At 62.4% G+C, this 12,889-nt stretch carries 13 protein-coding genes; 6 read left to right on the forward strand and 7 right to left on the reverse strand.

Going from position 1 to position 12,889, the window contains the following annotated elements; translation table 11 throughout:
- A partial coding sequence (locus HAV21_RS11945; protein WP_347877646.1) for an HNH endonuclease occupies positions 1-237 on the forward strand: 237 nt, incomplete at its 5' end.
- 505 nt (positions 238-742) lie between these two features.
- Here the strand turns inward: HAV21_RS11945 and HAV21_RS11950 are convergent.
- On the reverse strand, positions 743-1,930 hold the full coding sequence (locus tag HAV21_RS11950) for a 4-hydroxybenzoate 3-monooxygenase (RefSeq protein WP_166841865.1): 1,188 nt from the start codon (positions 1,928-1,930) through the stop codon (positions 743-745).
- A gap of 118 nt (positions 1,931-2,048) precedes the next feature.
- The gene (locus HAV21_RS11955) at positions 2,049-2,789 is read right to left on the reverse strand and encodes an IclR family transcriptional regulator (RefSeq protein WP_166841866.1); all 741 of its coding nucleotides are present in this window, start codon (positions 2,787-2,789) and stop codon (positions 2,049-2,051) included.
- A gap of 228 nt (positions 2,790-3,017) precedes the next feature.
- On the opposite strand from HAV21_RS11955, the gene HAV21_RS11960 reads away from it, so the two are divergent.
- Entirely contained in the window at positions 3,018-4,337 is a 1,320-nt protein-coding gene (locus HAV21_RS11960; protein WP_243753278.1) for an aromatic acid/H+ symport family MFS transporter, read from the forward strand.
- A 57-nt stretch (positions 4,338-4,394) separates the two neighbouring features.
- Here the strand turns inward: HAV21_RS11960 and HAV21_RS11965 are convergent, their stop codons facing one another.
- The 3 genes from HAV21_RS11965 to HAV21_RS11975 form a co-directional block, all read right to left on the reverse strand.
- Positions 4,395-4,808, reverse strand: coding sequence for an Hpt domain-containing protein (locus HAV21_RS11965; RefSeq protein ID WP_166841868.1), 414 nt, complete (start codon positions 4,806-4,808; stop codon positions 4,395-4,397).
- The gene (locus HAV21_RS11970; RefSeq protein WP_166841869.1) at positions 4,801-5,541 is read right to left on the reverse strand and encodes a signal peptidase I; all 741 of its coding nucleotides are present in this window, start codon (positions 5,539-5,541) and stop codon (positions 4,801-4,803) included. The genes HAV21_RS11965 and HAV21_RS11970 overlap by 8 nt, the downstream gene beginning before the upstream one ends.
- A 306-nt stretch (positions 5,542-5,847) precedes the next feature.
- On the reverse strand, positions 5,848-6,456 hold the full coding sequence (locus HAV21_RS11975; protein WP_142936802.1) for a TasA family protein: 609 nt from the start codon (positions 6,454-6,456) through the stop codon (positions 5,848-5,850).
- A gap of 283 nt (positions 6,457-6,739) precedes the next feature.
- Between HAV21_RS11975 and HAV21_RS11980 the strand changes: the two genes are divergently transcribed.
- Positions 6,740-7,495 (forward strand): ZIP family zinc transporter, encoded by a 756-nt coding sequence (locus HAV21_RS11980; protein WP_166841870.1) that lies wholly within the window; start codon positions 6,740-6,742, stop codon positions 7,493-7,495.
- Positions 7,496-7,541: 46 nt separating this feature from the next.
- On the opposite strand, the gene HAV21_RS11985 is transcribed toward HAV21_RS11980, so the two are convergent.
- Positions 7,542-8,828: a hypothetical protein gene (locus HAV21_RS11985; RefSeq protein ID WP_166841871.1), complete on the reverse strand. Its 1,287-nt coding sequence runs from the start codon at positions 8,826-8,828 to the stop codon at positions 7,542-7,544.
- Positions 8,829-9,142: 314 nt separating this feature from the next.
- Here HAV21_RS11985 and HAV21_RS11990 point away from each other — a divergent pair, with 314 nt between their 5' ends.
- From HAV21_RS11990 to cls, 3 genes are read left to right on the forward strand one after another with little or no spacing between them, the layout of a single operon-like run.
- Positions 9,143-9,520, forward strand: a complete 378-nt coding sequence (locus tag HAV21_RS11990) for a PLDc N-terminal domain-containing protein (RefSeq protein ID WP_142937484.1) — start codon at positions 9,143-9,145, stop codon at positions 9,518-9,520.
- 44 nt (positions 9,521-9,564) lie between these two features.
- Entirely contained in the window at positions 9,565-10,629 is a 1,065-nt protein-coding gene (locus HAV21_RS11995) for an AI-2E family transporter (RefSeq protein WP_166841872.1), read from the forward strand.
- A gap of 6 nt (positions 10,630-10,635) precedes the next feature.
- Positions 10,636-12,102, forward strand: coding sequence for a cardiolipin synthase (cls, locus tag HAV21_RS12000; RefSeq protein WP_166841873.1), 1,467 nt, complete (start codon positions 10,636-10,638; stop codon positions 12,100-12,102).
- A gap of 10 nt (positions 12,103-12,112) precedes the next feature.
- Here the strand turns inward: cls and HAV21_RS12005 are convergent, their stop codons facing one another.
- Positions 12,113-12,748 (reverse strand): VTT domain-containing protein, encoded by a 636-nt coding sequence (locus tag HAV21_RS12005; RefSeq protein WP_238703306.1) that lies wholly within the window; start codon positions 12,746-12,748, stop codon positions 12,113-12,115.
- Positions 12,749-12,889 lie beyond the last annotated feature (141 nt).

The following is a 12,889-nucleotide window of genomic DNA, read 5'->3' on the forward strand; positions in this document are numbered from 1 at the left end:
GACTGCACCATGCCCGCACCCTGGTGCGAAGCCCACCACACCACCTACTGGTCCCACGGCGGCACCACAGGCACAGACAACGGCACCCTGCTCTGCAGCCACCACCACCACATCATCCACAAAGAACAATGGCGCATCGACATGACAACCGGCGCCCCCTGGTTCATCCCCCCACCCCACATCGACCCCCACCAAAAACCCCGACGCAACCACCACCACACACCCCAACGAACATAAACCCAACCCACAACAACCCCACGCGGGTCTGTCTGAATAGGCTCAATGGGACTGCCTGAACGGGATCGCCTGAAAACGGTGCGCGGGGCCTGACCCGAGGGGACGGCAGAACCCGAGGGCGGCAGAACCCGAGGAGCGGCAGGGCGCGATGGGCAAAGAGCGATACAGGAACGTGTGCTCAACGCTCATGGTGGCGCTTGGACCGCCCGTGCAGCTGCCTGCCCAGCACTCCCTACTGGCTATCTGTGGCCTGTGAGTTCCGATCACTGCAGCGCCTTCGCTGCTTTCGACCTGCAACCCGGGACCGGCGCTCCGCACGCGAACCGTGACCTGATCATGACCGCACAGGACCTCCTACGAACCGCGCCCGTGTTTCAGGGCCTAGGGTCCAAGGCCCGTGGCCCAGGACCCATACTTCGGCGGACACGTGAAATTCGTTCTCTAGCAACCAGCAACCAGCAACCAGCGCAGCAACGACAGCGCCCAACAGCCCCCAAAAAAAGCGCTACCGCGAGGTTGGCCAGCCCGTGTACGACTCCGCGAGGTACGCCTTGGCATGCTCGGATGTGACCACGGAGTGAAGCTCACCAAGCTGGCGGGCGCGGTCGAAATCGTCGGCACCTGGCACGGTGTGGAGCATGGACGTCATCCAGTAAGAGAAGTGCTGGGCCTTCCATACGCGGTCCAGGGCGCGGTCGCTATAGGAATCGAGCAGCGCGGTGGAGCCGTTGGAGTAGAAGGAGTCCAGCCCTTCGAAGAGCACCTTGACGTCGTGGATTGCCAGGTTCAGGCCTTTGGCGCCAGTGGGCGGCACTGTGTGCGCTGCATCGCCGGCGAGGAAGAGGTTTCCGTGCCGCATGGGTGTGTGAACAAAGCTGCGGAAAGGCAAAAGCATCTTTTCCAGAACGGGCCCCTCTTTGAGTTCAAAGCCGTTGCCGTTGACGCGCTTGCGGAACTCGGACCAGATCCGTTCGTCGTCCCAGTCGGCCACGTTCTCTTTGGGGTCGCACTGAAAGTACATGCGTTGAACGGTTTCGGTGCGCTGGCTGATCAGGGCGAACCCGTTCTCGGAGTTCGCGTAGATGAGTTCGTCGGCGCTGCGCGGGGCCTCAGCGAGGATTCCGAACCACGCGAACGGGTACTCGTGGAAGTACCACTTGCGGTTGGCTTCGGGGATCTGGAAGCGGCAGTGGCTGCGCGACCCGTCGGCACCCACCAGGAAGTCGGCCTGGATTTCGAACTCCTGTCCGTCGGAGTCGGTGAACCAGACCTTTGGCTTGCCTTCGAGGTCGTGCACGGTGGTGTCCGTGACGCTGTACCGGACGTCGCCGCCGTCGGCCGCCCGCTTTGCGGCAAGGTCCGCGAACACGTCTGTCTGCGGGTACAGCCACACGGATTCACCCACGAGCTCTTTGAAGTTGATGCGGTGACTCTCACCGTTGAACCGCAGTTCGATTCCGTCGTGTCGGTCGCCCTCGCGCAATACCCGGTCCGAGACGCCGGAATCCACCAGCAGGTTCACTGTTCCGTGCTCAAGGATGCCTGCACGAACCGTTTCCTGAATTTCCTTGCGGCTGCGGATTTCCACCACCACAGATTCGATGCCCTGCTTGGCCAGCAGGTGGGAGAGCATCAGGCCGGCTGGGCCTGCACCCATGATGGCCACTTGGGTGGTAATCGGTGTACGTGCCATGGTTTCCTCGCTTCGTTGCGGATCCCTGCTTGCCGTGAAGCGGGATGAATCTTGCATTTAGTGTGGCCCGCGAGGAGTGATTGGCGTTACAACAATTCCGTTGAACGGAAGTTGGACTCTAGTCGCCGAGTTGACGTCCTATCCCCCGGGCAGCCGTTTGGAGCGCGGGCACCAGCGCCTGAAGTCGCATTTCCGCCAGCGGCACAACCACTCCGAGCGCCGCCACGGTGCGACGCTTGCTGTTGATCACCGGCACGGCAATCCCCAACGTATCGGGATCCACCACACCAGCCAATTGCGCGTACCCCTGCTGCGCCGCTTCGGCTAGAAGTTGACGCACGACGCCGGCAGTTACCTTTGCGCTGGGATCTGCGAATTGCCGGAGGTACTCCGTCTGCAATTCGCGCGATTGGTTCGACATCAGGGCCAGACCGGCCGAGGAAATGTGGACGGGCATCCGCCCGGCGATCCGCGCCCGGTTGGTCACTGATCCCCGACGCGAAAGCCGCTCCACAAATAGTGCCTCCCACCCGTCAAGCACCGCCAGATTCACATTCTGGTTGAGGACTTGCTGTATATCTTCCATGAACGGCATGGCAGCCTGCCTGAGAGCCAGGGTGGGTGAATTGCGGTTGACGAGTTCCCATAAACGCAGACCCAAGCGAACAGTACCGCCCGCGCCGAGGTCCAAGAGTCCATGTTCGGAGAGTTGCCGGACCAGTCGGTGGGCTGATGACAACGGAAGTCCAGATCGGTCAGCCAACTCGCTTAGCTGCAGCAAGGTGGTTCCTTCCGGGAAGGCCTCTATGACCCGCACCACGCGGTCTACCACTGAATCGCCTGACGCCGAGTTTGCCATGCTCTGCTCCTTTGCTTCCGGCCGCCGCCTCATGAGGGCGCTCATCAGTCTGCTGATTGCGGTGCTCCGGGACACGGCCTGGGCGAATGCCCTGCTGGCTCCCTTCCGTTCAATGGTAGAACGTGTGCCAGGCAACACCGAGCGGTGATACAACTCTCTTAACCGACCGACCGACCGTTCTGCGGTGGGTCGACCTATCTGCGAAGTACCGAGGACGCTATGCCAACGATGTCATCTGCCCGCCGCTCTCAATGGCCCGTCTGGCTTTGCTGGCTGGCCATGGTGTTGGACGGCTTCGACCTCGTTGTCCTGGGTACCGTCATCCCAACACTCATCAAGACCGGCGAGTTGGGCTTTGACGCGTTCGGGGCTACCTTCGCCGCCACCATTTCATTGGTAGGTGTGGGCCTCGGCGCCCTCTTCATCGCGCCGCTTTCGGACAAATTCGGACGCCGTAAACTCCTGATCGCCTGCGTAGCAAGCTTCTCGCTGTTCACCGTCGGAGTTGCCTTCGCCCCGAATGTCGCCGTCTTCTCCCTGCTTCGTATGCTGGCCGGACTCGGCTTGGGCGCGTGCCTCCCTGCGGCTTTGGCGTACATCAACGACTACGCCCCTGCCGGATCGGCTGGCAAGTCCACTACCCGGACCATGACCGGTTACCACGTTGGCGCTGTAGCAACGGCGCTTCTGGCAATTTTCATCGTTCCGAACTGGCGGCTCATGTTCATCATCGGCGGCTTTGCGGGTCTCGCCCTTCTGCCCTTCCTGTGGGCGAAACTCCCGGAGTCTCTCCCTGAAGCAGCCCCTGCTGCAGGCACCCCGGCCACAACGGCTCCGACGCAGGCCAGCGAACTCAAGACGAGCCAACCCGCAAACGCAACAACCGCCGTCGGGCGTTCAACCAGCGGACATTCAACCAGCGCCAAGCCGAAGACAGGTTTCCGCGACCTCCTGCAGAAGCCGTATCCGATGGTTGCCTTGGGTATCGGCATCGCCTCGTTCATGGGGTTGCTGCCGGTCTACGGCCTGAACACGTGGCTGCCACAGCTGATGGCAGCCGCAGGTTACCCGGTTAGCACGGGCCTTACACTGCTGCTGGTCCTCAACCTCGGCGCCGTCGCTGGTCTCTTCCTCGCCGGAATCCTGGCCGACAAACACGGGACCAAAAAGATCGTGCTGATGTGGTTCGGTTTGTCCGCAGTGTTGCTGGCGATCCTGAGCGTCAAAATCCAGAACGAGTTCCTGCTCAACGCAGCCGTATTCGTCACGGGGGTCTTCGTCTTCAGCTCCCAGGTACTGGTGTACGCCTGGGTCAGCCAACTCTTCCCTCCCCGCCTTCGTGGTACGGCGCTGGGCTTCGCAGCAGGGGTGGGCAGGCTCGGCGCAATCGTCGGGCCGGCGGTGACGGGGACTTTGGTTGCCGCAAACATCGCTTACCCTGCAGGCTTCTACGTTTTCGCCGCCGCCGGGCTGTTGGCCGTAGCCGCGCTGTTCCTCGTGCCGCACCAGGTCACAACGGCCGACACCAGCGTGCCGGCAGAGCGCTGAACACCAGGTGAGTGCTGAACGACCGGTGAGTGCTGAACACCAGGTGAGCGCTTCGCACTAGAGAGAAGTCCGGGGCGTGGTGCAGAGGGACTCCCGTGCTTTCCCCAGCAGCTGCGGACCCTCGGCAAAGCAGCGGTCCGTGGACTTCTGAAGGGCCGGGAATGCCCGGATTGCGGAGTCGAAGTGGTCTTCCCGGATCATCCGTTCAATGACCTGGCACTGATCCTCCGTCTCCATGGCTCCCACCATGGCCGAGGAAATCTTCAGGCTCAGGATGGCGTCCATACTCGCTTCAGCGTTGTGCCCGCATAAGCCGTTGGAGATGCTCAGCACCCGGTCCGGCAGCATGGACAGGTAATTGGAGAGAAAACCGAGCGCCGGTGATGGATCTCCCAGCTCGTCAGCCAACTCTTGAAGGCGGCACGGTTCCAAGGTGGTGGCCTCCGTTGCGGGGCCCTGGTCCTCACTCACCGTTTGCCGCCTGGGGCTTCGCGGTGCCTTGCGGGGCTGTGTTGTCCGGGTCTTTGGTCCAGATGGAGGCCAGCATTCCGATGACGAGGATGGCGGGTGCGCCGTACATGAGGGTGTTCATGACGATGGGTTCGCGCAGGGCCCGGATGGCGTTGCCAACGTAGGGGATGGTGGCTACGTGCTTGTCCACGGTGTTGCCTTGGAGGGTGGCGATCCAGGGGTCGAGGCCGTTGTTGGCGTCGCCTTTGGTCTGGACTGCGATTCCGCCGTCGGCGGTGGTGGTGATCTCGGTGATGCGGTGGGTTTCCACGCGCTGGTCTTCGACGGGGATGTGGTAGGTGATGATGTCGCCTACTTTGACGTCGGTGGTGGGGGTGGGGACGGTGACCACGACGTCGCCCGGGTTGATCAGCGGGGCCATGGAACCGGTGAGCATGGTGGAGGTTTGGTAACCCAGGATCCGTGGCCCGATCGCCAGGAACAGGAACACCAACGCGCCTAGGATCAGCATGCCCACGCCGATGCCCTTGACCACTTTGCCGGCAATCCGACGAAACCGGCCAGCAGTGCCAGCGGCCCTGGCAGCAGTTGTAGGGGCCGCAGTTGTGACGGCAGCTGCGGCGGCAACAGTTGGGGTGGCCGCATCAGCTGAAATTCCGACGGCGGCACTAGCCTCCCCGGCGGAACGCCGGCCGTGGAGTGCGGGTTCTTTGATGCTGGTGATAATGCTCATGACGTGGCGTTCCTTCCGTGGTGGGGGTTGAAGTTCGTGGGGGGTAAGGCGCGCTCACCGTGTTGAACAGCGAAACCGGTGACCCACAGGAGAACCGCTCTCCAGCAGAAACGCTGCCCAACAGCAGAACCGGGTGCGTCAATACCGGCGGACCTGATCGGGCAGGGGGGGCGCCCGACCAGGCCCGGCGGGGCTGGTGGTGATTCTCCGTTCTGGTGAAGCGGCTGTGCTTGACGGGATACTCGCCGGGCCTGATCGGGCTGGGGGAAAGGAACCGATCAGACCCGGCGGGGCCGGTGGTGTTGTTTACTTGGTGGTTTCGGTGCGTTGGGTGCCGGTGAAGGCGAAGGCGATGGTGGAGGTGGCGCCTTGGAAGTCGTTGTTCGCGGTGGTGGGGAACGCGGTGGTGACTTTGAGGTTGTCGGTCTTGGCCGAGGTCAGCGAGGTGAGGTTGTTCAGGACCTTGTTCGCTGCGATGACCGGGCCGGAGGCCAGGACGGTGGTCTTGGTCCCGGTGCAGTTGTACGGGGCTGCGGCGCCGGTCCAGGCCACGGAGCAGTTTTCGATGGTCAGCTGCAGGCCGTTGGTCACGTCCGTGGTGAGCAGGGATGCGGTGGTGCCGGCGTTGGTGGTGAGGGTGACGTTGTTCAGGTCCGAGTTGCCGGTGTTGGCCAGGGTGACGAGTTTTTCGACCTTGTCACCGGGCAGCAGTCCAGCGACCGGGACGTTGAGGGTGTTGGCCGGACCGGGTGCGCCCAGGGCGATGGTGACCGTTCCTGCGGTGACGGCTTGGGAGGCGGAGGTCGAAGAGGTGAACGCGCCGTAGGTGCCCATGCCGGCGACGGCGGCTGCGGTGCCGACCAGTGCGACGGAAGCGAGGATCTTGCCGGAGGTGGTCTTGAGGCTGATGGCCATGGGGATCAGTTTCCTTTCGGGAGGCCACCGTGAGACCGGCCGGCCGTTCGTTTCCAGCCTGTGTGGCTGACAAGAACTACTGTGCCGGGCCCGGATCAAGAACAAATCCTGCATACCCGCAACACTTCCTCAGGAAAACCTCAAGACTCCCGCAGCCAAATACAACCCAGCCCAGCCCAACCCAGCCGAACCCCGGGCAATCTACGCACGTCGGGATAGCCCATCGAACCCCATGTGCAACACTTCTTGATGCACATGAACGGCCAATGGAAGGGTGGGACTCATGCCAATGTGGTTGCAGGCCTTGATGTGGGGATCACTTGCCGGTGGCGCTTTAGTCCTCGGAGCGGGCATAGCGTGGATCTGGAAAGTGCCGGCCAAAATCGTGTCCACGGTGATGGCATTCGGCGCCGGCGTCCTGATCTCTGCATTGTCGTTCGAACTTGTGGATGAGGCCGTTGAGGGCGGCGGACTGATCCCCACCATCTTTGGCTTCCTTTTGGGGGCGGTGATCTTTGTGGGCTCCAACGTCTTGCTGGCCCGGGCTGGAGCCAAGCATCGGAAACGTTCCGGTGGACCTCAGCCCTCGGAGAAGGATTCCCCGGGAAGCGGCACGGCCATCGCAGTAGGGGCACTTATTGACGGCATCCCGGAATCAGTGGTCCTTGGTGTTGGCCTTCTCGCCGGCGGAGCAGTGAGTCCGGCCATGCTCGCCGCCGTCTTCATATCCAACGTCCCGGAAGGCCTCTCCAGCACGGCAGGCATGAAGAAGGCCGGACGCGGCCCCGCCTACGTCTTTGGCACCTGGGCCGGCATTGCAGTGTTCAGCGGGCTTGCTGCCCTGCTGGGATACACCGCCTTGGAAAATGCACCGGAGAGCGTGATCGCGTTTATCACGGCCATTGCCGCTGGCGGAATCCTGGCCATGCTCGCGGACACCATGATTCCCGAGGCCTTCGAGGAGCACCATAATCTGACCGGGCTAACGGCCGCGGTGGGATTCCTGAGTGCGTTCACGATTCATCACGTCGGCGGCTAAACACCGGCCGGGTTGGCCCCACGTCACTTGGGCGGGGACACGCGAACTACGGCAGCAGCCCAATCAGGGGCAAGGCGACCGCCGTCGAGATTGCCATGGCGGCCGTGTTGCCGATGACGGGATGGAAGCCGGTGGGCAGCCGCGCAGAGATCGCCTTGGCTACAGGCGGTGCCAGGATGGCACCTATCACGGCACCACCCACCATTCCCTGCCAGGAGCCGCCGTACGCGAGGACTGCCGCCGGGGCAACCGACACAACGGACGCGTAGGTGGCCGCCCATCCGCCCTCGCGGTACCAGCCCCGCCACAGCGTGACACCGATGGCCGAGGTCAGTGCCTGGGCAAACAGTATGTGCGGCAGCAGGCCGGTCCCGTACGACGGCAGTCCCGGGTTCAGGACAAATGCCGCGGCCACAGCAAGGATTACACCGGCGCCGGCGAGCTCGTTGGCGAAGAAATGAGTTTCCGTGAAGTCCTTGAGGACCCGCCGCGCAGCCCAAACGGCGTCGGCGGGAACGCGCCGGTTGAGGCTCGACGGCGGCAGCTCCGCTTGCGTGGCAGGGCGAACCTCCCGAGCCTCCCGCAGGACAAGCCACGTCAGACGCCGGGCTATCAGGAATGAGATGACCGAGCCCACTGACATGGCGAGCACGCTTGCCACCACAGCCGGCAGGGCAAGCGGGGCTGAAACAGTGGGGATAAACAGCAACGCCAACGGTGTGGTGGTAGCTGCACCCAGGATCGCTCCGGTGATGCAGGTCCGCCAACCAGCCCCGTACAGCAGGACCATAGCGGGAGCGACGCAAACGAACGGAACGAACGTTGGCTGCCACCCGTCGTCGAGCACCCAACCGAACACCAGGTTGGACAGCAACAAACTCATCGAAGCGGAAGCCAAAACCCAGGGCCACAGCCCGGAATCGTAGCTAAGTGTGCCGACCCACTTCACACCGCGACGGCCAACGCACCACGCTAACGCGGCACCCGTGAGCAGTCCGACCGCTCCGAGATCGGACTTGTAGAACAGCGGCTCGGTCATGTCACCGAGGAACCAGCGCACTGCGGCCAGAGGGGAACCGATGGTTTCCTGCGCCCAGCCGGCATAACCGGGACCCACTCGCGGAGAATGCTCCGCGAGCATGTGGAGGAGGAGTGCGATCACGCCGATGAGTGCCACCATTCCGAAGGCTCCCAGAGCGGTGCCGGCCGCGGAGCGCTCGGGGCTGCGTTCGGGGCTGCGCTCGGGGCTGCGTTCGGCGTTGCCTTCGGGCGTCGGTCCCGGCGAATGCTGCGACTGCGGGAGGGCGTTGTCGGCTGCGAAAGAGTGCGTCATTGGTGGCCCTATGCGTGCGGAGTGGCGTGGCTCTGAGCAGCGTAGCGGACCTCCGGATGCGAGCTGCAGCCACGGCGCTACGGGGGATTTGTGACCGGCAGCGGGCACGTATCAATCCGTCAGTCGTCCAACGCCATCAACCCGCTCACCCTTAGTGGGTGATCTTTCTACCCATTCGATACCGATCCCCCGAAGGCACGCGCGCTGGGGGTGCTGGCGAATCGAGAATGGTGGTGTGGTCCAGCCGGGGAGCGATTCCCCAGCCGGAGGACGGCGGTCCAGCCCCGGGCCGAACGAACGATGGGAAAGACACCATGAGCTTTTTGGAATCGTTGTGGAGCATCATTGTTGCGTTTTTCTTTGTTGCCTATTTGATCCTCCTCTTTCAGATCATCTCCGATCTTCTCCGCGATAAAGCCCTGAGTGGTGGCGTAAAAGCATTGTGGATCCTATGCCTGTTCGTGGCTCCTTTCATCTCCGCATTGATCTACGTGATCATGCGTGGAAAGGGCATGGCTCTGCGTAGTGAGATTCGGGTCAGGGAATCGGTGGAAGAGGCGGAGAACTACATCCGCGACGTCGCCGGAGCCCCCTCCCCCACCCAACAAATCGAAGCGGCCAAAGCGCTGCTTGCCGCTGGAGACATTAACGAAGCCGAGTACGCTCGCCTCAAGGAGATCGCTTTGGCCTGACCCAGGCTACGGTCTGCTCTTCACGTACAGCCGAAAGGGACCGCATGACGCGATTGAAGGCATTCCCCCTGTTGGAAGGCGGACCGTTCCGCTTCGGCCTCATCGCGGCGCTCGGTGTACTGGTAGCCCTGGCTTTGGGCTCCGCAGTCATCACATTGCGGTATTCGCTGACCTTGATCTTTGCCGCATTGTTCATCTCCCTGGGCCTCTATCCCCTGGTTCGTTGGCTGGAACGGTGGAAATTCTCCCGCGGCGGCGCAGTCCTTGCCGTGGCGGTTGGCTTCCTGCTGCTGGTGGCCGTGCTGATACGGTTCATCGTCCCCATCCTGGTGGAGGAAGGCGCAGCGCTGGTCAGTTTGCTGCCATCCAGTTTCGAAGCAGTCAGTGAACAGGAATGGTTCCTGGAATTTAACGGAACCTTAGGAGGAGCGCTGACCCCGCTCTTGGAGTGGCTGGAAACCTCGGCGGCGGATCCCAATGTGTGGCTCGCCATTGGCGGGGGTGCCGTGCAGGTGGGCTACAACGTGGTGAATGGCACCTTCGCCGTAATTTTTGTTGTTGTCCTGACCCTCTATTTTGTGGCTGGGCACGAAATGATGAAAGCCAGCCTTTACTCCCTGGTTCCCGCATCACGACGGGAATCATTCGCGGAGATAACCGACACAATTGTTGCTTCGGTGGGTAAATACCTCAGCGGCATGTCCGTCCTTGCGTTGTTCAATGCGATCTTCACCTTCATTCTCCTGTCTGTTGCAGGAGTCAGGTACGCGGCGGTCCTCGCTGTCCTGGCGTTCCCCATCACCCTCATACCTTTGGTGGGCAGCGCCATCAGCACGGCAATCATTACCGTGGTGTCACTTTTCACCTCTCCCTCGACGGCCCTTGTGGTCTTCCTCGTCATGCTGGCTTACATGCAAGTGGAGGCCTACGTGCTCACACCACGCATAGTGGGAAAGGCGATCAGCATCCCAGGCTCCTTGGTCCTCATTGGCGCGATGGTGGGCGGGACGCTCCTGGGCCTGCTGGGGGCGCTGATAGCGTGCCCCACCACGGCCTCTATTCTGCTGATCATCAAAAAGGTGGTCATACCGCAGCAGAACGCCAAGTAGCGCGGCATGCAAGGACTACTGAACGACGCCGATGCTGTCGCCTGGATCTTGTTGGCGCTCCACATTGTGCTCGGATCAATCGCGGCAGTGATGGTCTCCGCAAACAGGCGGCCGTCCTCTGCCATTGCCTGGGTGCTGGCGATCATCTTCATCCCCTACTTGGGAATGGTGGCATTCCTGCTGGTGGGCCGCGGCAAACTTCCCAAGGCCAGGCGCGATAAGCAGCGCGCCGTCAACGAGCTCATGCTGGCACGGACGCCCGGCCTCTCAGCAGTGAGCCACAGTGAGGACTGGCCCGCCTGGCTGCGCTCCGCCGTCGAACTTAACCTCCGGCTGGGCGCGCTGCCCATGGTGGGCGGCAATCGGGCCGAATTGCTGGAGGACTACAAAGGAAGCTTCGACCGCATGATCGCGGACATCGACGCCGCCACGGAGTACGTGCACGTGGAGTTCTACATTTTGGCGTTGGACCCCACAACTGAGCCGTTCTTCGAGGCCATGGCCAGGGCTTGCCGGCGGGGAGTTGCGGTCCGCGTCCTCTTCGACCATTTGGCAGCGGTCCGCGACCCCACGTATCGGGACATGCTGAGCGCCTTTGATGGGATGGGCGCCGAATGGCATGCCATGCTCCCCTTGCGTCCTTTCAAAGGACAGTGGCAGCGCCCGGATCTGCGCAATCATCGCAAGCTGGTGGTAGTGGACGGCAGCGTGGGATACACGGGCTCGCAAAACCTCATTGATGCGTCCTATAACAAGAAAAGCAACATCAAGCGGGGCCTCCAATGGCACGAATTGATGGTGCGGTTGGAAGGCCCCGTGGTGCGGGAACTGGACGCAGTGTTCGTCACTGACTGGTACAGCGAATCCGAGACACTGCTGCCGTTGGACACTTCGCCGGTGGTCCTTGGTTCCGCACCCGAGCTCATCGACGCACAGGTCCTTCCCAGTGGCCCCAGCTTCGACAATGACAACAACCTCAAGCTCTACACCACACTCATCTACAAGGCCGAGCACCGCGTCAGCATCACCAGCCCATACTTCGTACCGGACGAGGCCATCCAGTTGGCCATCATCACAGCAGCCTCCCGTGGCCTCAACGTGGAGCTCTTCGTCTCGGAAGTGGGCGACCAAGCCATGGTCTACCACGCACAGCGTTCCTACTACGAGGTTCTACTGCGGGCAGGCGTCCGAATTTACCTGTACAAGGCCCCGCAAGTCCTGCATGCCAAGCACTTCACCGTGGACTACGACGTCGCTGTGATCGGCTCGAGCAATATGGATGTCCGATCCTTCAGCCTCAACATGGAAGTTTCCGTACTGGTTCATGGACGCTCAATAGTCGACCAAATGCGGGCAGTCGAGGACAGCTACCGCGCGGCCAGCACGGAGTTGCTGCTGGAGGACTGGCTCCGCCGGCCAGTAGGCCACAAGGCACTGGATAACCTGGCGCGGTTGACGTCCTCGCTTCAGTAGCGTGGCTTGGTTAGTCATCCAACTGCAGATACCAGGTCACTCCAGCGCTGATGGCCCGGCCCAGAAGCAATGAGAACGCTATGGCAATCACCACGGCGAACTCAGTGGAAAGCCCGGGCAGGAGCCCGGAGAGGGCACCAATACCCACGGAGTATGCGGACCACACGATGCCTGCCACCACGGAATACAGGACAAACCTCCCCCGTGGGACCGGGGTGATCGCGCTGGCCACGTTCATGGTCAGCCGCCCCATGGGCACGAACCTGGACGTCAGGACCCACGAGGCCGCATGCTTGGCCAAGCGTTCCCGGGAGGCGTGCAGAGCCTTCTGGGGGCGGGGACCCTGAAGCATCCTCCAGTTGGCCATATCCCGGCGACGGACCAGTTCGTAGGCGCCCACGTCGCCGGCCACGGCACCGGCGAGCATGGCTGCGAACAACAGGAACGCGTTGGGGAGGTTATCCGTGGCCGCGAGCGCACCCAAGGCCACGAACAATGACGTCGTGGGAATCGGCGGGAAGATGGCCGAGAGCGCAACAAAGATCGCCCCAAGCGGGTAGACCCACCCGGAGTCCGCGGCACTCATGATGTCCTTGAAAAACTGCATGGTGAAACCCCTCTCGCGGGCCTTCTCCAAGCGTCTCACGGCCGCCAAGATCATCCTTACGTCCCATGGCCGCCACGCGGATCGTCTATACCGGGTGAATCCTCGAAGCCCCGCCCCTACACTGAAGGTGTGGACGACCTAGGTGGTACCCGCCCGGACCTCTTAAGCCCGAAGCCAACT

Origin of the sequence: Paenarthrobacter sp. MSM-2-10-13, assembly GCF_011605365.1 — a bacterium.
Lineage (GTDB): Bacteria > Actinomycetota > Actinomycetes > Actinomycetales > Micrococcaceae > Arthrobacter.